Below are 19,157 nucleotides of genomic sequence, written 5' to 3'. Positions count from 1 at the left end.
GGGCGCTGTCAAACATCCCTGACACGGTAGAGTGTCGCCGCTGCTTCGGCAGATGTCGGACCGATCAGCGCTCCCGAGGCATGACGGGCTTATCGGACGCCTGACGCTGGCGCGCAGCCGTCGTCGATTCCACATTCCCGGCTGTAGTCGCGCGCGGTCAAGCCGATTATCGACACGCGCACGGGGCCGGCCACGCGCGGCGCGCCCAAGTCCAGGAGAATCGTGACTGTGCCCGAGAGTGCCCCGCGTCCCGTGATGCTCGTGATCCTCGATGGTTGGGGACTGAGGGACGAGGTCGCCGACAACGCCGTTCACCAAGCCAAGACACCGATCTTCGACGCGCTGATGCGGGAGCGCCCGCGGGCGCAGCTGCGCACCTTCGGCGCCGATGTCGGCCTGCCCGAGGGGCAGATGGGCAATTCGGAGGTCGGCCACCTCAATATCGGCGCGGGCCGCGTGGTCCTGCAGGACCTGCCGCGCATCGACGCCGCCGTCGCCGACGGCTCGCTGGCCGCGAACCCGGCCCTCATCCGGTTCATCGAGGCCCTGCGCGCGTCAGGCGGAACCTGCCACCTCGTCGGCCTGCTCTCCCCGGGTGGCGTCCACGCCCACCAGGACCACGCGGTGGCGCTCGCGCGCGTGCTGACGGCGGCCGGCATCCCGGTCTGTCTGCACGGCTTCACGGACGGGCGCGACATGCCGCCCCGCTCGGCCGCCACCTGCGTGGCCGCCGTGGGGCCCGCGCTGCCCAAGGGCGCGCGCATCGCCACCCTGTGCGGCCGCTACTTCGGGATGGACCGCGATCGGCGCTGGGAGCGGGTCCAGACCGCCTACGACGCCCTGGTCGATGCGCGCGGAACCCGCTTCGACCGGGCCGGTCAGGCGATCGCCGCGTCCTACGCGCAGGACGTCTCCGACGAGTTCATGCGGCCCGCCATCATCGGCGACTATGCCGGGATGCGGGACGGCGACGGCATCCTGAGCTTCAACTTCCGGGCCGACCGGACCCGGCAGATCCTGGAGGCGCTCCTCGACCCGGATTTCGCGGGCTTTGCCCGGGCACGGACCGTCCGGTTCGCCGCCGCCCTCGGGATCGTGCAGTACAGTGTCGAGATCGATGCCTTCGCCGAGACCCTGTTCGGTCCCCTCGACCTGCCGAACGGGCTGGGCGAGACCGTGTCGCGGGCCGGGCGCACGCAGCTGCGCATGGCCGAAACCGAGAAATATCCGCACGTCACCTACTTCATGAACGGCGGCCGCGAGGCGCCCTTCGAGGGCCAGGACGCGGTGCTGGTGCCCTCGCCGAAGGTCGCGACCTACGATCTGCAGCCGGAGATGTCGGCGCCTGAACTCACCGACCGGGCCGTGGAGGCGATCGGCTCGGGGCGGTACGACCTGATCATCCTGAACTTCGCCAATCCCGACATGGTCGGCCATACCGGCAGCCTCGCCGCCGCCGTGACGGCGGTGGAGACCGTCGACACCTGCCTGGGCCGGGTGGTCGACGCGGTGACCAAGCAGGGCGGCGCCATCCTCGTGACTGCCGACCACGGCAATTGCGAGATGATGCGCGATCCGGAGACCGGCGAGCCCCACACCGCCCACACCCTCAACCCGGTGCCGGCGATCCTGGTCGGCCGGGCGGGGACGTCCCTGGCCGACGGCCGGTTGGCGGACGTGGCGCCGACGCTCCTCGACCTGATGGGCCTCGACCAGCCGGTCGAGATGACCGGGCGGTCTCTGATCCGGACAGCGGGCGGTCGCTGAGGGCCGGGTCGGCGGCACGCGGCCTGCACCGCCCCGGCTGCCATGCGTGTGTGCCCTGGGAGACGTCCCGCCATGAACCCGGTGCGTCCCAGAGCGGTGCGAGGTCGTCGTGCGTCTGACCGATCCTAGGACATGATCGCCCGGCACAGCCTGATCTATGTCGGTTCGCGGGGTTTCGCGGCCGCCCTGAACATGGCCTCCGTGGCGGTGTTCACGCGGCTCGCGCCGGTGGAGAGCTACGGCACCTACCTGTACGTCCTGTCATGGGCGCTGGTGCTCTACGGGGCGACCTGCCAGTGGCCGAAATTCGCGTTCTTCGCCCTCTACGACGAGGCGCGCGAGCCCGCGCAGGTCGGCACCGTGGTGCGGATCCTGGGGGGCACGCTGCTGCTCGCCGGCCTCGGTAGCGCCCTGGCCGCCGGCCTCGGGCTGATGCCGGCCCGGATGGCCGCCGCGATCCTGGCCCTGGCCTTCGGCACGACCCTGTTCGAGGGCTCCACCGAGATCGCGCGCACGCGCCTGCAGGCCGGGGCCGTGGCGGCCTCGGTGATGAGCCGGGCGGTTCTGATCCTCGTCCTCGGCAGCGCGGCTCTGCACCTTTCGGCCGATCCGCTCCACCTCGCCTTCGCGGTGGCCGCCGCCAATGCCCTCGCGGCGCTTCCGGCCGCCGCCACCATCGCGCCGATGATGCCCGGCCGCGGCAGCCGGGCCGAGGCCCTGCGCCTGTTCGCCTATGGCTGGCCGCTGGTGCTCTCCTTCGGGACGGCGGCGCTCGCCCAGAGCCTCGACCGGCTGATCATCGCCCACACGGTGGGCACGGCGGGACTCGGCGCCTACGGCGCCCTCGCCGATTTCCTGCGGCAGAGCTTCATCGTGTTCGGCGAGGCGATCGCCCTATCGCTGATCTCGATTGCCAAGCGCGATGCCCGCGCGGGCGGCATGGCGGCGGCCGCGCGGGTGCTGAGCGATGCCGCCCGGGCCATGACGCTGATCGCCGCCTTCGGGGCCGTGTTCTTCCTGTGCTTCGACGATGTCGTGGTCGCGGTGCTCCTCGGGCCCGATTACCGGGCCGAGGCTCAGCAGCTCGCCCCGGTGTTGGTCCTGGCGAGCATCCTGATGATGTTCCGCGCCTACTACTTCGGTCAGGTGATCTACTTCACGAGGACCAGCAGGCTCGAGGCGGCGGCGGCCGTCGCCACGCTGGCGACCGTGGCCGTCCTCTCGCTCCTGCTGATCCCGGCGCTGGGCGCCACCGGGGCGGCCCTCGCCTTCGCGGGCGGGCAGAGCGCGGCCTGCCTCGTCCTGGTGCTCGGCGCCCGGCGGGCCGGCACGACGATGCCGCTGCCGCTCGCCGACATGGCTGGGATCGCCGGGATCGCGCTCGCCTGCGGCGCCGTGATGGCCGGGATCGGCCTGATGCCGGGCGGGCTGATGGTCCCCGGGCAGGGGCTGCGCATGGTCCTTCTCGCGGCCGCCGCGGGGGCGACCGCGTGGCGCTACGACGTGCTCGGCTTCGCCGGCGCGATCCGACACCGACTCGCTGCCTGACGGACCGCCATGCCGGAAACCGCCACCCTTGCCTCCGGCCTCGTGGCGGCACTCCGCCCCCTCGACCCGGCGATGCCGTGGATCCCGGCCTGGCGGGCGCTCGGCGCCGCGGCCTGGGTCCGGAACCCGTTCTACGAGGCGGGCTACGCCCTCGCGGCCGGCGGTGCCTTCGGCGCGGGGGTGCGCCTCCTGCTCGTCGCCGACCGGCCCCCCGAACAGCCGGGGGCGCGGCTCCTTGCGGCCTGGCCGTTCCGGGTCTCGTGGCGGCGCTGGGGGGTGCCGCTGCCGCTGCTGATGGGCTGGACCCACGGCTACTGCCCCTTCGGCGCGCCGCTCCTCGACGGGGCCGACCCGGCGGCCGCCCTGGCGGCGCTGCTCGCCGCCCCGCGGGCGCTCGGCCTGCCGCTGCGGCTGTACTGGCCGAATGCACCCGCGGACGGGCCGCTGATGGATCTTCTCGCGGCCTGCACTCCGCGCCGCGCCGCCTACTGGCCCCACGCGCGCGGGCTGCTCGACCTCGCGGCGCACGCACCGGAGGCCCGCACCACCTATCTTGATCACCTCTCAGGGCCGCGTCGGCGCAAGCTGCGCCGCGCCCGTGCGCTCCTCGAGGCGGGCGGCCCGGTCCTGTTCGAGATCCTCGCGGCGCCCGCCGACCTCGAGGCCGCCCTGGATTCCTATGTCGGCCTCGAGGCGGCCGGGTGGAAAGGCCGGGCGGGTACGGGCCTCGGGCAGCGGCCGGAGGAGGTCGCCTTCCTGCGCGCCGCCCTGGCCGATCTCGGCGCGGCGGGCGCGGTGCGCGTCGTCCGCCTGCGCCGGGGGGAACGGACGCTCGCCGCCGCCATCGTGCCGGTCACCGGAGCCGAGGCCTGGGTCCTGAAGATCGCCCACGACGAGGCGCAGCCGGAGGTCGCGCCCGGTATCCAGCTCGTCCATCGCCTGACCGAGGCGGTGCTCTCCGGCGTGGGGGGGATCGACCGGATCGATTCCTGCGCGCCGCCGGACTTCGCCCTCGGCTCCACCTTCTGGACGGAGCGCCGGCCGATCGCCCATCTCCTGATCGAGGCGGGGCGCGATCCCCTGTTCCCGGTGGCCCGGAGGCTGGAGCGGGCCCGCGAGGGCGTGGCCCGGGCGCGCCTCACCAGCCGAACCGGGCGATCTGCTCCAGCCGCGCCCGCGTCGCCGCCGCGTCCTGCCCCATGACGGCGATCCGGCCCGACATGTCGTAGCAGGTCGCGCAGAACGGGAGCTGCAGCAGCGTGAACCCGTCGTCGCGCGCCCGGGCGACGGACGCGATCAGGCAGGGCAGGACCGGCTGATCCGCCGGGGCCGCGAGGCAGGCGGCGCGCGGACTGCCGAAGACCGGCCGGTTCGGCCAAGTCAGCAGGAGCGTGGTGCCGCCGCGCCGGTCAGGTGCCGGCGGCAGGGTGTAGCTGCGCAGGAACAGCGCGCCGGCCGCCAGCACGAGCACCGGCAGGATCAGGGCTGTGCGCATGGCCGGCCTCCCAGCGCCTCAATCGCCTTCGTCGAAGCGCGTGCGATAGAACACCTCCCGGCCGGCGCCGTCGATCACCCGGACCGCTTGGGCCGGCTCGCCCGAACGCTGCGGCACCCGGGCGCGGGCGAACAGGCGCAGTGCCCGCTCCTGCGCACTCTCCAGGCTGCCGACCCGCACGGAGATCCGCGTCTGGATCTCGTCGGGTTCTGGACCGAGGACTTCGATATGGAAGGTCTCGCGCAAGGGTATCCGCCTGATCGAGGGGCTTTCAGTGCCGGATCGGGCTGTCCGGCCGGGACGCGGCATACCACGATCCGGTCCAGCGCAGCCCGTATGCCCGGCACGCGCCTAACAACACCGTCATCGCGAGCGGCGCGAAGCGACCCAGGGCCGCGCCACAGGCCCGATCGTGGGATGCGGGATTGCTTCGCTTCGCTCGCAAGGACGGTGCGCGCGGCCGCTCCCGGGCTTGGACCGCTATCGGACTCAGGCTGGCCTTGAGCAGAAGTCCAATTGCCCCGCGGCCGGTCAGGGCTCTATGAGGGCGGCCCCGACCGAGGAGAGATCACCGGAGAACCCGTTGGACCCGCTCAAGGCCGCTGCTGCGACCCTTCTCTGCCTCGCCCTGTTCTGGCTGGCCTTCCGTCTGACGCGGCGGCTGGTCGATCTCGCCATCGCGGGGGGCTATGCCGAGGAACGGCAGCGGCTGGCCGAGGAGGCGGCTCAGGCTGAGGCCGGCGCCGTACCGCAGGCCTCGGCCATCCGGGCCACCGCGGCGAGCTTGGCCTCGAACAAGGACCAGTCATCCGCCGCGGCGATCGGCGCCCACAGGGCTTCAACCTCCTCGATCAGCAGGGTGCAGGGCGCCGCCGCGAAATAGGGATGGTCGAGCCGCGCGCCGGCCACCGGCGCGAGCGGCTCCAGCGCGGCCCGCACCGGCGCGAAGGCCTCGGACCGGTAGTAGACGGCGGACGGGCCGGCCTCGGCCCGCGCGGCGCTCGCCAAGCCGCCGTACCAGTCGAAGAAGAACCGCTCGAACGGCGCCCGGCTCTCGGCCAGGAACCGCCAGACCGCGGAGACCAGCCGGTCGGTCTCGGGTCGCGGCGCCTCGGCGAGCCCGAGCCGGCGGAACAGGGCTGCCGCGAACCCCTCCTGCAGGGCCGGCCCGAAGCCCGAGAGGGCGGATTCCAGCCGCGCCTGGGGCGCCAGGGTCAGCAGGCAGTCAGCGAGCCGGGCGAGGTTCCAGAACAGCGCCTCCGGCTGGCGGCCGAAGCTGTAGAGCCCGGTCTCGTCAAAATACGCGGCGGTGAAGTCCGGGTCGAAATGCGGCAGGAAGCGCCAGGGCCCGTAATCGAAGCTCTCGCCGGTGACGTTGATGTTGTCAGTGTTCAGCACCCCGTGGACGAAGCCCGCCGCCGCCCATTGCGCCCCCAGCCGGGCGACCCGGACGACGACGTCCTCCAGGAAGGCGACACCGCGGTCCTCCAGGCTGTCGCGCCAGAGGTCCGGCCGGTGGGTCTCGATCGTGTGGTCGAGGAGTCGGGCGATATTGTCGGGTTCGCCTGAGGCCAGGAAACGCTGGAAGCTGCCGATGCGGATATGCCCGTGGGACAGGCGCACCAGCACGGAGGACCGCGCCGGCGAGGGCTCGTCGCCGCGCACGAGGTCCTCGCCGGTCTCGATCAGGCTGAAGCTCTTCGAGGTGTAGACGCCCTGCGCCTCCAGAAGCGCGGTCGCCAGAACCTCGCGTACACCGCCCTTCAGGGTGAGCCGGCCGTCGGCGCCGCGCGACCAGGGCGTCGTCCCGCTGCCCTTGGTGCCGAGGTCGAGGAGCCGCCCGTCCGCAAGGTCATGGACCTGCGCGAACAGGAAGCCGCGGCCGTCGCCGAGGTCCGGGTTGTACGCGCGGAACTGGTGGCCGTGGTAGCGCAGGGCCAGCGGTGTCTCGAAGCTGCCGGGCAGGGGCTCGAACCGGCCGAAATGGCCGATCCACTCGGCTTCCGAGAGGCCGCCCAGGCCGACCCGCTCCGCCCAGGCCTGGTTGCGGTAGCGCAGGATGGTCTGCGGGAACCGGGCCGGCGTGACGCGATCGAAGAAGGCGGGCCCGAGATCGGCGTGGCGTCGCGAGGGCTTGAAGGTGGTGTCGTCCATGCGGCGGCGCATCTCCGGGTTTGGGGGCAGATCTCGTTCTACCAAGCCGGCGGAACGGTATCCGTTGCCGCTTCCGTCCTCGCGAGCGGAGCGAAGCGATCCGTCGGCGCCCCGGGCACAGAGGGCGCGCCGCCCTGCGTTGCTTCGCTCCGCGCGCGAGGACGGTGGGCATCCGTCATCGTGCGCGCTGTTCTTTGGCGACGGTCAGCCCGTCTGTCGCAGCGCCTCGCCGGCGATCATCGCGGCCGCCACCGCGACGTTCAGCGAGCGCAGGCCCGGCCGGATCGGCACCACCACCCGGGCGTCGGCGGCGGCGTGCACCGCCTCCGGCACGCCGGCGGATTCCCGTCCGACCATCAGGCAGTCGCCGGGTCGGAAGGCGAAATCCGTATAGGGCAGGGCGCCCGCCGTGGTGGCGAGCACCAGCCGCAGCCCGGCCTCGGCCCGCCACGCCTCGAAGGCCGCGAACGAGCGGTGCCGGGTGATCGCCACATGGTCGAGGTAGTCGAGGCCGGAGCGGCGCAGGTGCCGGTCCGAGACGTCGAAGCCGGCCGGCTCGACGATCTCCACGGCGAGCCCGAGGCAGGCGGCCATGCGCAGCATCGTGCCGGTGTTCTGGGGAATGTCGGGCTGGTAGAGGGCGAGGCGGAGCATGGCGCCCGCCTTGTGGGCGGCCGGAGCCGCGCCGTCAAAGACCCGCGGCGGCGTTACGCAGCCGGCAAAGCGCTGTGCCGGTCCCGCGGACCCGGTGAGGAGGCGCGGAACTTAAGGCCGGCCAGAACCTTGAGGCGGCGCCACCCCGTTCGCGGCCCGACGTCCGAAAGACCTGATCCGATGCGCACCCCGCTCCTCGCCTCGGCCCTACTGCTGGCCGGCCTCGCCACAGCCTCGGCGCAGAATGCCGGCACGGACAGCGGTAGCGCCGCGGCCCCGGTGCCCGGCCAGCCCGCCACCATGGCCGACAACCTGCGCCCGACCTTCGTGGCCCAGACACCCGACGACATGGTCGCCAGCAAGCTGATCGGCTCGAGCGTCGTCAACGGCGCCAACGAGACGATCGGGCAGATCGCCGATTTCGTCCTCGATCAGAAGGGGGCCGTGAAGGCCTGGATCATCGGCGTCGGCGGCTTCCTGGGGATCGGCTCGAAATATGTCGCGGTCGATCCGTCCGTGCTCAAGCTCAACCGCACCGACGACAAGACGCTCCAGGCGCGCATCGACACGACCAAGGATCAGCTGCGCGCCGCGCCGGAATACGTCTACCTGGGCAAGGAGCCGCCGAAGGGCGCCGCCCCGGCGAGCCCCGCGGGCGAGCCGGCGGCGAAGCCCTGACGGGCCGCGCCAGCCGCGTCTGAGGGCCGGCGGCGGCGCGCCGGCTTGCGTCCGTGCGCCGTTCCGTGCTGTGCCAACCGCCGCACGGAGGTCGGAACCGTCACATGCGCCGCGCCCTCATCCCGCTTCTCGCCTTCTGCCTCGGCCTTGTCGGCATCACCGGGGCGGCGGTGTTCGCGTTCATGCCCGACCGGGCGCCGGTGGGTGTGCCCGGCGTCGGCGGCCCGTTCACGCTGATCGACCAGGACGGGCGCACGGTCACCGAGCGCGACTTCACCGGCGCAACGCACCTCGTGTTCTTCGGCTTCACCCATTGCCCGGATGTGTGCCCGACGACCCTGCAGCAGGTCTCGGATGTGCTGGCCGCCCTGGGACTGAAGGCCGAGCGGATGCGCGTCGCCTTCATCACGGTCGATCCGGAGCGCGACGACCCGGCGAGCCTGAAGACCTATCTGTCGAGCTTCGACCCGCGCATTACCGGGCTCACCGGCAGCGCCGAGCAGGTCGCCGCCACCGAGAAGGCCTATCGCGCCTATGCCCGCAAGGTGCCCGGCAAGGACGGCGACTACACCATGGAGCACACCGCCATCGTCTACGTGATGGACGGGCAGAATCGCTTCCTCGGCGCCCTGGACCTGTCGCGACCGGCGGCGGATACGGCCGCGCAACTCGCCAAGAAGATCTGAGCCGACTTTCGCGGAACGGTCTTGCGCGGGCGCCCTACAGAGTCATCCCGGCGTGGAAGCGGTCGGGGGAGAGCGGCAGCAGGAACTGCACGCCGAAGCCGCCCTCGAAGTAGCGCACCAGCCGCCCGGGGGTGCTGCCCACCGTCACGGGCGTGCCCAGAGGCGGGGTCAGCGGGCAGGCGATCGCGACGCCCGACATCGAGATGTCGATGAGCCGGGCCTTGACCTCGTGGTCGCCGTCGATCCGCAGGATCACCGCCGCCTGGATCGGCACGAGGCGCTCGTGGGACCGCCCCTCCGGCAGCCCCAGCATCTCCCGGTTGGCCAGCCAGGTGAGCTGGGAGGCGAGCTTATCGCGCTTGCGCGGCGTGGCATTGAGCTGGACTGCGAAACCGTCCGGGCAGTGACGGGCGATGATGCCTTCGATTCGGCCGATATGTTCCAGGTAGAGCACCACGCGCTCGCCGACCTCGCCCTGCACCGCGCAGGTCAGCCGCACGCCGCCCGGCGACATGTCCACGGTCTGGCAGGGATATTCCCGACGGTCGGCCAGCATGTAGCGGCCGAGCACGGCGATCCGGACACGTTGGTGACGACGCTGGTCGGCGGCGCCGCGCGCCGGCCGGAGCGCTTCGTGTAGCCTGGTTCCAGCAAAGGCGTCGACCGCGATCATCCTGAGATTGGTCCTGCGCCGTCGTAATCGTGGCCGCAGGCTAGCCACAGACTGTTACGAAACCATTTTCCGCGCTCTGCGGCTGTCAGGATATCGCGCGGCCCGCTGCCGGGCGGGACTAGGCGGACCCGCCGGCAGCACAACGCGGCCAACGTCAGGTAGCCGGCCTCCGGGATCGGTTTCGGCTCGCGGCCGGCCGGCGTTCAGGCTCGCCCGCCGGCATGCACGAGGAGGTGTCCGCGGCGCACGGGGCCCGGATAGCTGGTCGCAGTCCGAACGGCCGGTCGCGCGGGCACCGCAGCCTCGGGGCGGCGGCTGGGCAGGATGCGCAGCGACGTCGTCTCCGCCTGCATCAGCGGCCGCAGGCCGATCCAGTGCGGCGTGCCGTCCAGGCTCAGCGCGCCGAGCGCGCGCACCTGCGTGCGACCGCGGTGGCGCAGCGGCAGGAGCAGGAGCTCGAGGTCCGCCGCCTCGCCGGCCGCGTTGGTGCCGCGCAGGCCCGCCACGACGCCGAGCGTGTCGCTGGCGACGATCTCGACGATCCGCCAAGGATCCGGAGCCTGCGAGCCCCAGAGCCGGGCGAAAGCCTCGCCCTTCAATTCGCGCCCGTACAAGGCGCAGACCCGTGTGCCGGCGAGCCGGATCGTGGCCGAGCGGGCGGCCATGTCGAGTTCCAGGATCAGGCTGTCGGCGAGGAGGTGGCGGATCTCGCCCGGTTCGATCTCGGCGCGCTCCGGCGCGGCGCGCTCTCCGCGCAGGCGCTCCCAGTAGGCGTGGAGCATGCGGCTGGTGGGATGCTTCATCGGTGTCCCGACTCTAAACGCCTGTGTTTGATCCCTGGATCATTCTGGCACATCCGCGAGGCTGTGGCCGGTCGATCCGGGCGCTCGCGGCGGCAGGGCGCATGGGCCGTGCCGCCCGGGCTGAGACGCGTCTGCGGTGCTGCATCGAGCTCAGGGCCGGCGCCTGAGGCATTGCGGATCGAATCAGCGACGTGTCCGCCGAGAGACCTGCGCGAAGCTACCGAACTTTACAACCAGCTTGGCCGGGGCCGCCCGATAGGAGCCGAAAAGTCCACCGGCGCCGTTCTCATCCGGCAGATTCAATACGTCGCCGGGACTTGCCCCGCCGGCCACAGCCCCGACATGGTGCCGCGATGGATGCCTCCCCCGATTTCCCGCGGCAGAGCCGCGTGCCCGTGTTCAACATGCCGGGGGTGGTGACACTCTCGATCGGGCTGCTGCTGGCGATCCAGGCGGTGCGCGAGTTCCTGCTGCCGGACACCTGGGACATCCGCCTCGTCCTCGACCTCGCGCTGGTGCCGGCCCGCTGGACCCTGTGGTTCGATCCCGGGCGCGCGTCCGACGTGATCCGCGCCGCCGCTGAGACCGGCGACCCCAGCCTGGAGGCCCCGCGCGAGGCCTTCGCCCGCTACATCGTGGGCGAGCACGCGCTCCAGCCCTGGACGCTGGTCACCTACGCGCTGCTGCACGGCTCGTGGATGCACGTGATCTTTAACAGCGTCTGGCTCGCGGCCTTCGGCTCGCCGGTGGCGCGGCGCTGCGGCGCCCTGCGCTGGGGCGTGCTCGCCCTGGCCGGCACGGCGGCCGGCGGCCTGCTCCATGTGCTGATCGATCCCCTGAGCGCGGGGCCGCTGGTCGGCGCCTCGGCGGGAATCTCAGCGCTGATGGCCGCGGCCGCCCGCTTCGTGTTCCAGCCGCCGGTCTCCGGCTACGGCGGCCCGTCCTGGCAGGTGCCGCCGCACCGGCCCGCCGAGACGATCCCCGAGCTGCTGCGCAACCGGACGGCGGTCTCGTTCCTGGTGATCTGGCTTCTGACGAACCTGCTCTTCGGACTGGTCAGCGTGCCGCTCGTCGGGGAGAGCGCGGCCATCGCCTGGGACGCTCATCTGGGCGGCTTTGTCGCGGGCTTCCTCCTCTTTCCCCTCGTCGATCCGCGGGAGCCCGGCCGGCACTGACCACCTTGCCAACCGGCCGGATCAGTCACACACTCGCCACAATGTGAAAGAGCCGGGGCCTACCCGGACGACAGCGCAACGCGGGCGCCGTGGGCTGACGGCGCACCCGACGCGTCACAAGGGAGAGAGCCATGAATGTCGCACGCATCCTCGCCGAGAAGGGCAGCTCCGTCGTCACCGTGAGCCCCGACAAGACCCTCGAGGACGTGATTCAGATCCTCGCCGACAAGCGGATCGGCGCCCTGGTGGTCGCCCAGGCCGACGGGTCGGTGGCGGGCATCATCTCCGAGCGTGACATCATGCGGGCGCTCGCCGGGCACGGCGGCTCGGCCTTCGACGCGCCGGTGTCGGCCCACATGACGGCCGCGGTCACAACCTGCAACAAGAGCGCGACGATCGAGGAGGTCATGGCGCTGATGACCGACGGCCGCTTCCGCCACGTGCCGGTCTGCGAGGATGGCCGCCTGATCGGGCTCGTCTCGATCGGCGACGTAGTCGCGCGCAAGATCGCCACCGTCGAGGCCGAGCATCAGGCCCTGCGCGACTACATCACGATGGCGTAGGGGCGGGGCTCTCGTCGGCCCGCCTTGCGGGGACCGTCATTCTGGGGTGCCGTGAGGCGAGCCCGGAATCCATGAACACCGTCAGCGCCGTCACGGACACCGCGGCGTGCCTGGATCCCGGGCTCCGCTGTGTAGCTCCGGGATGACGGGCGCATGCGCCCGCCTCACGCCTTCGCGGGATCGAGCGTGACGTGCCAGAGGTCGGTGTCGGCCGCGTCCTTGAGGGTCACGGTCATCTGCTCGGTGGCGCCGTCAACCGCCACCTGGCCGAAGAACTGGTAGCCGGCGGCCGGCGACAGGTTCACCTGCCCCTTCTCGGGCGCCTTCACGAAGCGCAGCTGCGGCCCGAACGTGTTGTCGAGGGCGTTCGGCCCGAAGGTCCCGGCGTGCAGCGGCCCGGAGACGAACTCCCAGAACGGGTCGAAATCCTGAAACTGCGCCCTGTTGGGGTCGTAATAGTGGGCGGCCGTGTAGTGCACGTCGGCCGTTAGCCAGACCGTGTTGCGGATGCCGGCGCTCTTGATGAAGCGCAGGAGGTCGGCGATTTCCAGCTCGCGCCCGAGCGGCGGCCCGTCGCCCTGCGCCACCGCCTCCGAGCCGAAATTGCGGTCGGTGTCGTAGGTCACCACGAGGCCGAGCGGCATGTCGGCGGCGATCACCTTCCAGGTGGCGCGCGACTCGAGAAGCGCCCGCTTCAGCCACGCGAGCTGCTGCGGCCCGAGGAAGTAGGCGTCGGGCCCGTATTCCGTCTGCCGGTTCTCGCCGTTCGGGCCGCGGTAGGAGCGCATGTCGAGCATGAACACGTCGACCAGCGGACCGTAGCCGATCTTGCGGTAGACGCGGCCGGGCTCGGACGGCTCGAAGCGCATCGGCATGTATTCGTGGAACGCCTTGGCCGCGCGCAGCTGCAGGGCGAGGACGTTCGGGTCGGCGTATTTCTTCTTCAGGTGCTCGGCCCGGGTGAGGGGCTCGCCCGGCCACCAGTTATTGGTCACCTCGTGGTCGTCCCACTGCGCCAGGATCGGCACGGCGGCGTTCATCGCCAGCACGTTCCGGTCGGTGAGGTTGTATTTGTGCCGGCCCCGGAACTCCGCGAGCGTCTCGGCGGGCTTGGCGACCTCCTCGGTCACGCGGTTGCGCCACAGGCTGCCGTCGGGGAGCTTCACCTCGGAGGCGATCGGCCCGTCGGCGTAGATCGTGTCGCCGGAATGGATGAAGAAGTCCGGCCGGTTCTTGAGGATGGCCGAGTAGATCGTCATGCCGCCGCGGGCCTCGTCGATGCCCCAGCCCTGGCCCGCCGTGTCGCCCGACCAGCAGAACGACACGGCGCGCCGGTCTGCCGGCGCGGTGCGGAACCGCCCGACCTGTGCCGGGCCCACGATCGTCGGCGCGGCGATGTCCTGAAGGCGGACCCGGTAGAACACGTCCTGGCCCGCCGGCAGTCCGGTCAACGCCACCTTCACGGTGCCGTCGGTCTCGGGGAGCGCGTCGGCGAACACGCCGCCGCGGATGTCGGAGAAGCTCTCGGTGGTCGCCCACTCGATGACAGCCCGAGCCGGCCGGTCGGACCGCGCCCAGACCACCGCCGAGTCGATGCCGACATCGCCCGACTGGAGACCGTGGGTCAGGAGCGGCCGGTCGGCCGCGCGGCTCAGGCCGGGGCGTGCGAGGCCGGAGGCGAGCCCGACGAGGCCCGCGCCTCCGGAGAGCAGGATCTGACGACGACTCGCGGACATGGGACGCGCTCCAGCTGGCCGGGCGCCCATCGCAGGCGGCCACGACAGCGGGATGACATTCCCGGGCCTGCGCCGCGGGTCAGCGCAGCAACGCGGCCTTGTCCACCTGCAGCGCCGCCGCGATCTCGTCGAGCGCCTTGTGCTCGACAGCGCTGATGCCGCCGAAATCGGCCACGTCGGCACCGATCAGGAACACGTCCTGGCGCTGCTCGATCGGCCGCTCCGCGATAGCGCCGACGAGGCGCAGGTTCTCCAGACGCCCGGCGCGGGTCTTGGCCCGGGCGATCGCCTCGTAGAGCTCCTGCTCGACCCGAAGGGTGTCGTAGGATTTCTCGAGGATCGGATTGGCGCGGATGCCGGCGATCGCCGACTCGATCTCCTCCTCGGCCACGTCGCCGTCGGCCACGATGACGTTGGCCGCGGACGAGACCGAGGCCTGCAGGAAGACCGCATCGCCCGCATACGACATGATCGTGCGGCCGAACCGAAGGATGGCGTCCTGGAAAATGCTCATGCCGACCTCCCGTCGGATCGGAAGTGGCAGATATTGTGGCCGCCGAGTCAAGATCCGGCCGAGCTTGCCCCGGGGATGCCGGATTCAGGTCGCCGGTTCGTGGCCCGGCCAATCCCGTCCCAGATGGGCGGCCACGCGGGCCGGCTCGTCGCCGACCTCCGCCACGGCGGCCTCGACCTGCTCCACCGGCACCATGAACCGGCGCGCCCAGTAGGCCCGCTCCCAGGCATGGGCGGTGTTGACGGCCCTCGGCTCCGTCGACTCGGTCCGGTCCTGCGCGCTGTCGTCGGTCATCGGCCTTCCGCATCCGGCGAGGACCGGACGGCCCTCCGGGGTGACAAACGCCGGTCGGGCCGGATCGGCTCCGTCGGCTCCGCACAGCGGCGGGGCTCGGTCTGCGGCGAAGACACGCCACCGTTCTTGCGAGCGGAGCGAAGTCGTCCAGGGCCGCGCGACCTCTGTCGGCGTGGCGCAACTGGATGGCTTCGCTCCGCTCGCGATGACGAACCGGCCCACCGGCCCGATTGTCAGCAGCAGCGGAACCCGGACGTGTTGCCGACCCCGAAGCGGGCGTTCTCCCGGTTGCGGAAGAACTCCACCTCGGTCATCGGCGCCCGGTCGGGATGGGTGCGGCGGATATGATCGGCATAGGCCGCGTAATCCCCCTGTCCCACCATCAGCCGGGCGCCGTCGCAGACGCATTTGGACAGCGTCCGGAGCCGGTCCCGCAGGTTGGGCTGTTGCAGCATGGCGCGTCCTACTCCGCCGCGGCCAGGCGCGGTTCGGTCTCCAGGGCGGTCCAGCGATCCGCGCGCCACGCCTTCAGGCAGGCGGCGATGCCGAAGCCCGCGATGGCGACGACGAGGCCGATGAACAGGGCCGCCAGCACCGCGTCGATGCGGTCGTTGAGGATGATCTGGCTCATTTGGTCGGCGTTCTTGGCCGGCGCCAAGATCTTGCCCTCGGCGGCGGCCCCGGCGTAGCGCTCGGCATGGGCCAGGAAGCCGATCTTCGGGTCGGCCGAGAAGATCTTCTGCCAGCCGGCCGTGAGGGTGCAGATGCACAGCCACGCGGTCGGGATGATGGTCACGAACGCGTAGCGCTCGCGCTTCATCTTGAAGATCACCACCGTGCAGAGCGTCAGCGCCACCGCGGCCAGCATCTGGTTCGAGATGCCGAAGAGCGGCCACAGGGTGTTGATGCCGCCCAGCGGGTCGGTCACGCCCTGATAGAGGAAGTAGCCCCAGGCCCCCACCGAGATGGCGGTCGCCGCGATGCTGGGCCCCCACGACGTGGTGTTCTTGAACGACGGGACCGCCAGCGCGACGAGATCCTGCACCATGAACCGGCAGGCACGCGTGCCCGCATCCACCGCCGTGAGGATGAACAAAGCCTCGAACAGGATGGCGAAGTGATACCAGAAGGCCATCATCGCCTTGCCGCCGATGGCCGACGAGATGATGTGGGCCATGCCGACCGCGAGCGTCGGCGCGCCGCCGGCCCGCGAGATGATCGTGTGCTCGCCGACGTCGGCAGCGGTCTGGGTGATGATCTCGGGCGTCGTGGCGAAGCCGAGCTTGGTCACGGCCGTGGCCGCTGTCTCGGGCGTCGTGCCGACCAGGGCGGCCGGCGAGTTCATCGTGAAGTAGACGCCCGGGTCGATCACGCAGGCCGAGACCAGCGCCATGATCGCCACGAAGGATTCCATCAGCATGCCGCCGTAGCCGATGAAGCGGGCATCGGCCTCGCTGGCGATCAGCTTCGGGGTGGTGCCCGACGAGATCAGGGCGTGGAAGCCCGAGACTGCGCCGCACGCGATGGTGATGAACAGGAACGGGAACAGGCTGCCCGCCCAGACCGGTCCGGTGCCGTCCACGAACTTGGTGACCGCCGGCATCTGCATGTGCGGCGCCACGAAGGCGATGCCGAGCGCCAGCCCGACGATGGTGCCGATCTTGAGGAAGGTCGACAGGTAGTCGCGCGGCGCCAGCAGCAGCCAGACCGGCAGGATCGACGCCACGAAGCCGTAGCCGATCAGCATCCAGCAGAGCTGCGGGCCCGTGAAGGTGAAGGCCGGGCCCCAGACCGGGCTCGACGCCACGGAGCCGCCAGCCACGATCGCCAGCATCAGCAGGACGAAGCCGAGGATCGAGACCTCGCCGATCTTGCCCGGCCGGATGTAGCGCGAATAGACGCCCATCAGCATGGCGATCGGGATCGTCGACATCACCGTGAAGGTGCCCCAGGGGCTCTCGGCCAGCGCCTTGACGACGATCAGCGCCAGCACGGCGAGCAGGATCACCATGATCAGGAAGGTGCCGAACAGGGCGATGATGCCGGGAATCGTGCCGAGCTCGGCCCGGATCAGCTCCCCGAGCGAGCGCCCGTCCCGGCGCATCGACACGAACAGGACCATGAAGTCCTGCACGGCGCCGGCGAGCACGACGCCGGCCAGGATCCAGAGCATGCCGGGAAGGTAGCCCATCTGGGCGGCGAGCACCGGGCCGACCAGCGGACCCGCGCCCGCGATCGCCGCGAAATGGTGGCCGAACAGGACGCCGCGATTGGTGGGCACGTAGTCGAGCCCGTCATTGTGGCGCACGGCCGGCGTCACGCGTTTCGGGTCGAGGCGCATCACCTTGTCGGCGATGAACTTGGCGTAGTACCGATAGGCGATCAGGTAGGTGCAGACCGAAGCGACCACGATCCAGAGGGCGTTGATGGTCTCGCCGCGCTGGCTCGCCACGATCGCCAGTGCGGCGGCGCCGAGCGCCCCTACGAGGGCCCAGGGCCCATGCCTGCCGATCGCCGAACCCATGTCCCACTCCCTGCGCGTCGCCTCGAGCTCGGGCGGCCGTTCTGGCCCCGGCCGGAATTCTAGGACCCCGTGCGACAGGGTCGGTTTATCCTATCGGTCTCCCGTTGACGCAAGCGATCCGAGCTGTGATGCAGCGCTCCGGACCGCACGATGACCGCCGCCTGTAAGGCGGCCCCTCGTCACGGACCTGCTCTCCTCACCGGGCCGGATCATGGAAACCCGACGCCGCTCGCCGCTGATGTGGCTCCTGCTGCTGCCCTTCCTGGGGCTCTTGTGGGTGCCGTTCTACAACCAGCACGATCCGATGCTGTTCGGCTTCCCGTTCTTCTACTGGTACCAGCTGGCCTGGGTGCCGCTGACCTCGCTGATCCTCTACGTCGTCTACCGGGCCGTGCGCGATGACCGCTGATCTCGACATCCCGGCGCTCTCGGTCTTCGTCTTCTTCTTCCTGCTCGTGACCGTGATGGGCTTCGTGGCCGCGCGCTGGCGCCGGCCCGAGACGCTGGCCCATCTCGACGAGTGGGGCCTGGGCGGCCGCAAGTTCGGCACCTGGATCACGTGGTTCCTGATCGGCGGCGACTTCTACACCGCCTACACGGTCATCGCGGTGCCGGCCCTGGTCTACGCCGTGGGCGCCTACGGCTTCTTCGCCTTGCCCTACACGATCATCGTCTATCCGTTCGTGTTCGCGGTGATGCCGGTGCTGTGGCAGGCCGCCAAGGACAAGGGCTACGTCACGGCGGGCGACGTCGTGTACGGCACCTACGGCTCGCGGACGCTGGAGCTCGCGGTCGCGCTGACCGGCGTGATCGCCACCATGCCCTACATCGCGCTCCAGCTGATCGGCATGGAGGTGGCCATCAAGGCGCTGGGGCTGCACGGCGAGATCCCGCTGATCGTCGCCTTCCTGGTGCTGGCCTTCTACACCTACTCGTCGGGGTTGCGGGCGCCGGCGCTGATCGCCTTCGTCAAGGACATCATGATCTACGTCGTGGTGCTGGTGGCGGTGGCGATCGTGCCCTCGAAGCTCGGCGGCTACGGCGCGGTGTTCGACGCGGCCGACGCCGCCTTCAAGGCCAAGGGCTCGGGCGGCATCCTGCTCAGCCCGGCGCAGATCCTGCCCTACGCGTCGCTCGCGCTCGGTTCGGCGCTCGCGGCCTTCATGTACCCGCACACGCTCACCGGCATCTTCGCCTCGTCGGGCGGCAACACGATCCGTAAGAACGCCGTGCTGCTGCCGGCCTACACGCTGCTCCTCGGCCTGCTGGCCATGCTCGGCTACATGGGCCACGCCGCCGGCTTGAAGGTGACGAGCAACAACGACGTCGTGCCGGCCCTGTTCAAGACCCTGTTCCCCGGCTGGTTCGCGGGCTTCGCCTTCGCGGCGATCGCCATCGGCGCGCTGGTGCCGGCGGCGGTGATGTCGATCGGCGCGGCCAACCTGTTCTCGCGCAACGTCTGGAAGGCCTACGTCAACCCGAACGTCACCCCGTCGGGCGAGGCGCAGGTCGCCAAGATCACCTCGATGCTGGTCAAGATCGGCGCGCTGGTGGCGATCCTGGTCCTGCCGACGCAGTTCGCCCTCGACCTGCAGTTGCTGGGCGGCCTGTGGATCCTGCAGACCCTGCCGGCTCTGGTCTTCGGCCTCTACGTGTCGTGGTTCCGCGCCCCGGCCCTGCTGGCCGGCTGGGCGGTGGGCTTCGTCGCCGGCAGCGCCATCGCGTGGTCGGACGGGCTGAAGCCCCTGCACACCCTGACGCTCGGCGACGCGAAGTTCACGCTCTACACCGGGCTGCTGGCGCTCGCCGTGAACATCGTCGTGGCGGTGGTGGTGAACGCGGCGCTGAGCCTCGGCGGCCGGAACCCCGCCGTCGCGGCGGGCCGCTGAGCCC

Annotated in this window: 20 protein-coding genes; 9 read left to right on the top strand and 11 right to left on the bottom strand. The window is 71.1% G+C overall.

Annotated elements, in window-relative coordinates; translation table 11 throughout:
• Positions 1–255 precede the first annotated feature (255 nt).
• The 3 genes from gpmI (at position 256) to ABIE45_RS01625 (ending at position 4,518) form a co-directional block, all read left to right on the top strand.
• Positions 256–1,767 carry a 2,3-bisphosphoglycerate-independent phosphoglycerate mutase gene (gene gpmI, locus ABIE45_RS01635; protein ID WP_192710232.1) on the top strand — a complete coding sequence of 504 codons (1,512 nt, stop codon included), beginning with the start codon at positions 256–258 and terminating at the stop codon, positions 1,765–1,767.
• A 132-nt stretch (positions 1,768–1,899) separates the two neighbouring features.
• On the top strand, positions 1,900–3,315 hold the full coding sequence (locus tag ABIE45_RS01630) for an oligosaccharide flippase family protein (protein WP_192710184.1): 1,416 nt from the start codon (positions 1,900–1,902) through the stop codon (positions 3,313–3,315).
• A 9-nt stretch (positions 3,316–3,324) separates the two neighbouring features.
• Positions 3,325–4,518 carry a GNAT family N-acetyltransferase gene (locus tag ABIE45_RS01625; protein ID WP_192710183.1) on the top strand — a complete coding sequence of 398 codons (1,194 nt, stop codon included), beginning with the start codon at positions 3,325–3,327 and terminating at the stop codon, positions 4,516–4,518.
• Here the strand turns inward: ABIE45_RS01625 and ABIE45_RS01620 are convergent.
• From ABIE45_RS01620 to ABIE45_RS01605, 4 genes are all read right to left on the bottom strand, one after another.
• Entirely contained in the window at positions 4,454–4,810 is a 357-nt protein-coding gene (locus ABIE45_RS01620; protein ID WP_192710182.1) for a hypothetical protein, read from the bottom strand. The two genes, ABIE45_RS01625 and ABIE45_RS01620, sit on opposite strands and share 65 nt — an antisense overlap.
• Positions 4,811–4,828: 18 nt before the next feature.
• Positions 4,829–5,056, bottom strand: coding sequence for a hypothetical protein (locus ABIE45_RS01615; protein WP_192710181.1), 228 nt, complete (start codon positions 5,054–5,056; stop codon positions 4,829–4,831).
• Between the two features lie 480 nt (positions 5,057–5,536).
• The gene (locus tag ABIE45_RS01610) at positions 5,537–6,964 is read right to left on the bottom strand and encodes a protein adenylyltransferase SelO (protein ID WP_192710180.1); all 1,428 of its coding nucleotides are present in this window, start codon (positions 6,962–6,964) and stop codon (positions 5,537–5,539) included.
• A 204-nt stretch (positions 6,965–7,168) separates the two neighbouring features.
• On the bottom strand, positions 7,169–7,618 hold the full coding sequence (locus tag ABIE45_RS01605) for a tRNA (cytidine(34)-2'-O)-methyltransferase (protein WP_192710179.1): 450 nt from the start codon (positions 7,616–7,618) through the stop codon (positions 7,169–7,171).
• 180 nt (positions 7,619–7,798) lie between these two features.
• On the opposite strand from ABIE45_RS01605, the gene ABIE45_RS01600 reads away from it, so the two are divergent.
• Together ABIE45_RS01600 and ABIE45_RS01595 are read left to right on the top strand one after the other, a co-directional pair.
• Positions 7,799–8,296: a PRC-barrel domain-containing protein gene (locus tag ABIE45_RS01600; protein ID WP_192710178.1), complete on the top strand. Its 498-nt coding sequence runs from the start codon at positions 7,799–7,801 to the stop codon at positions 8,294–8,296.
• 104 nt (positions 8,297–8,400) lie between these two features.
• Complete coding sequence (locus ABIE45_RS01595) at positions 8,401–8,982, top strand: SCO family protein (RefSeq protein ID WP_192710177.1); 582 nt, start codon at positions 8,401–8,403, stop codon at positions 8,980–8,982.
• Between the two features lie 34 nt (positions 8,983–9,016).
• Here the strand turns inward: ABIE45_RS01595 and ABIE45_RS01590 are convergent, their stop codons facing one another.
• Entirely contained in the window at positions 9,017–9,655 is a 639-nt protein-coding gene (locus ABIE45_RS01590; RefSeq protein WP_192710176.1) for a PilZ domain-containing protein, read from the bottom strand.
• Positions 9,656–9,858: 203 nt separating this feature from the next.
• Positions 9,859–10,458: a PAS domain-containing protein gene (locus tag ABIE45_RS01585; RefSeq protein WP_192710175.1), complete on the bottom strand. Its 600-nt coding sequence runs from the start codon at positions 10,456–10,458 to the stop codon at positions 9,859–9,861.
• Between the two features lie 353 nt (positions 10,459–10,811).
• Here ABIE45_RS01585 and ABIE45_RS01580 point away from each other — a divergent pair, with 353 nt between their 5' ends.
• Complete coding sequence (locus ABIE45_RS01580) at positions 10,812–11,633, top strand: rhomboid family intramembrane serine protease (protein WP_192710174.1); 822 nt, start codon at positions 10,812–10,814, stop codon at positions 11,631–11,633.
• Positions 11,634–11,764: 131 nt separating this feature from the next.
• Positions 11,765–12,196: a CBS domain-containing protein gene (locus tag ABIE45_RS01575; protein ID WP_192710173.1), complete on the top strand. Its 432-nt coding sequence runs from the start codon at positions 11,765–11,767 to the stop codon at positions 12,194–12,196.
• Positions 12,197–12,360: 164 nt separating this feature from the next.
• On the opposite strand, the gene ABIE45_RS01570 is transcribed toward ABIE45_RS01575, so the two are convergent.
• The 5 genes from ABIE45_RS01570 to ABIE45_RS01550 form a co-directional block, all read right to left on the bottom strand.
• Positions 12,361–13,932, bottom strand: a complete 1,572-nt coding sequence (locus ABIE45_RS01570; RefSeq protein ID WP_192710172.1) for an alkaline phosphatase D family protein — start codon at positions 13,930–13,932, stop codon at positions 12,361–12,363.
• A gap of 79 nt (positions 13,933–14,011) precedes the next feature.
• The gene (locus ABIE45_RS01565; RefSeq protein WP_192710171.1) at positions 14,012–14,446 is read right to left on the bottom strand and encodes a tellurite resistance TerB family protein; all 435 of its coding nucleotides are present in this window, start codon (positions 14,444–14,446) and stop codon (positions 14,012–14,014) included.
• An 84-nt stretch (positions 14,447–14,530) separates the two neighbouring features.
• On the bottom strand, positions 14,531–14,740 hold the full coding sequence (locus tag ABIE45_RS01560) for a DUF3606 domain-containing protein (RefSeq protein ID WP_192710170.1): 210 nt from the start codon (positions 14,738–14,740) through the stop codon (positions 14,531–14,533).
• Between the two features lie 233 nt (positions 14,741–14,973).
• Positions 14,974–15,195 (bottom strand): YbdD/YjiX family protein, encoded by a 222-nt coding sequence (locus ABIE45_RS01555; RefSeq protein ID WP_192710169.1) that lies wholly within the window; start codon positions 15,193–15,195, stop codon positions 14,974–14,976.
• Between the two features lie 8 nt (positions 15,196–15,203).
• Positions 15,204–17,264 (bottom strand): carbon starvation CstA family protein, encoded by a 2,061-nt coding sequence (locus ABIE45_RS01550; RefSeq protein ID WP_192710168.1) that lies wholly within the window; start codon positions 17,262–17,264, stop codon positions 15,204–15,206.
• Positions 17,265–17,475: 211 nt separating this feature from the next.
• Here ABIE45_RS01550 and ABIE45_RS01545 point away from each other — a divergent pair, with 211 nt between their 5' ends.
• Together ABIE45_RS01545 and mctP are read left to right on the top strand one after the other, a co-directional pair.
• The gene (locus ABIE45_RS01545) at positions 17,476–17,673 is read left to right on the top strand and encodes a DUF3311 domain-containing protein (protein ID WP_160536759.1); all 198 of its coding nucleotides are present in this window, start codon (positions 17,476–17,478) and stop codon (positions 17,671–17,673) included.
• A complete protein-coding gene (gene mctP / locus ABIE45_RS01540; protein ID WP_192710167.1) occupies positions 17,663–19,153 on the top strand; it encodes a monocarboxylate uptake permease MctP in 1,491 nt (496 codons plus the stop codon). Before ABIE45_RS01545 ends, mctP begins: the two co-directional genes overlap by 11 nt.
• The last annotated feature ends 4 nt before the right edge of the window (positions 19,154–19,157 follow it).

Source organism: Methylobacterium sp. OAE515 (assembly GCF_041806315.1).
Taxonomy (GTDB): Bacteria; Pseudomonadota; Alphaproteobacteria; order Rhizobiales; family Beijerinckiaceae; genus Methylobacterium; species Methylobacterium tardum.
Note: the sequence above shows the minus strand (reverse complement) of the source record. Positions and strands in the feature narration are given on the sequence as shown.

Bases quoted from the DNA above. Each gene is read 5' to 3' on its own strand.
- ABIE45_RS01595 (WP_192710177.1), top strand. From the start codon at position 8,401: ATGCGCCGCGCCCTCATCCCGCTTCTCGCCTTCTGCCTCGGCCTTGTC.
- ABIE45_RS01555 (WP_192710169.1), bottom strand. From the start codon at position 15,195: ATGCTGCAACAGCCCAACCTGCGGGACCGGCTCCGGACGCTGTCCAAA.
- ABIE45_RS01550 (WP_192710168.1), bottom strand. From the start codon at position 17,264: ATGGGTTCGGCGATCGGCAGGCATGGGCCCTGGGCCCTCGTAGGGGCG.
- ABIE45_RS01610 (WP_192710180.1), bottom strand. From the start codon at position 6,964: ATGGACGACACCACCTTCAAGCCCTCGCGACGCCACGCCGATCTCGGG.
- ABIE45_RS01585 (WP_192710175.1), bottom strand. From the start codon at position 10,458: ATGAAGCATCCCACCAGCCGCATGCTCCACGCCTACTGGGAGCGCCTG.
- ABIE45_RS01580 (WP_192710174.1), top strand. From the start codon at position 10,812: ATGGATGCCTCCCCCGATTTCCCGCGGCAGAGCCGCGTGCCCGTGTTC.
- ABIE45_RS01565 (WP_192710171.1), bottom strand. From the start codon at position 14,446: ATGAGCATTTTCCAGGACGCCATCCTTCGGTTCGGCCGCACGATCATG.
- ABIE45_RS01600 (WP_192710178.1), top strand. From the start codon at position 7,799: ATGCGCACCCCGCTCCTCGCCTCGGCCCTACTGCTGGCCGGCCTCGCC.
- mctP (WP_192710167.1), top strand. From the start codon at position 17,663: ATGACCGCTGATCTCGACATCCCGGCGCTCTCGGTCTTCGTCTTCTTC.
- ABIE45_RS01605 (WP_192710179.1), bottom strand. From the start codon at position 7,618: ATGCTCCGCCTCGCCCTCTACCAGCCCGACATTCCCCAGAACACCGGC.
- ABIE45_RS01570 (WP_192710172.1), bottom strand. From the start codon at position 13,932: ATGTCCGCGAGTCGTCGTCAGATCCTGCTCTCCGGAGGCGCGGGCCTC.
- ABIE45_RS01560 (WP_192710170.1), bottom strand. From the start codon at position 14,740: ATGACCGACGACAGCGCGCAGGACCGGACCGAGTCGACGGAGCCGAGG.
- ABIE45_RS01590 (WP_192710176.1), bottom strand. From the start codon at position 9,655: ATGATCGCGGTCGACGCCTTTGCTGGAACCAGGCTACACGAAGCGCTC.
- ABIE45_RS01545 (WP_160536759.1), top strand. From the start codon at position 17,476: ATGGAAACCCGACGCCGCTCGCCGCTGATGTGGCTCCTGCTGCTGCCC.
- ABIE45_RS01625 (WP_192710183.1), top strand. From the start codon at position 3,325: ATGCCGGAAACCGCCACCCTTGCCTCCGGCCTCGTGGCGGCACTCCGC.
- ABIE45_RS01620 (WP_192710182.1), bottom strand. From the start codon at position 4,810: ATGCGCACAGCCCTGATCCTGCCGGTGCTCGTGCTGGCGGCCGGCGCG.
- ABIE45_RS01630 (WP_192710184.1), top strand. From the start codon at position 1,900: ATGATCGCCCGGCACAGCCTGATCTATGTCGGTTCGCGGGGTTTCGCG.
- gpmI (WP_192710232.1), top strand. From the start codon at position 256: ATGCTCGTGATCCTCGATGGTTGGGGACTGAGGGACGAGGTCGCCGAC.
- ABIE45_RS01575 (WP_192710173.1), top strand. From the start codon at position 11,765: ATGAATGTCGCACGCATCCTCGCCGAGAAGGGCAGCTCCGTCGTCACC.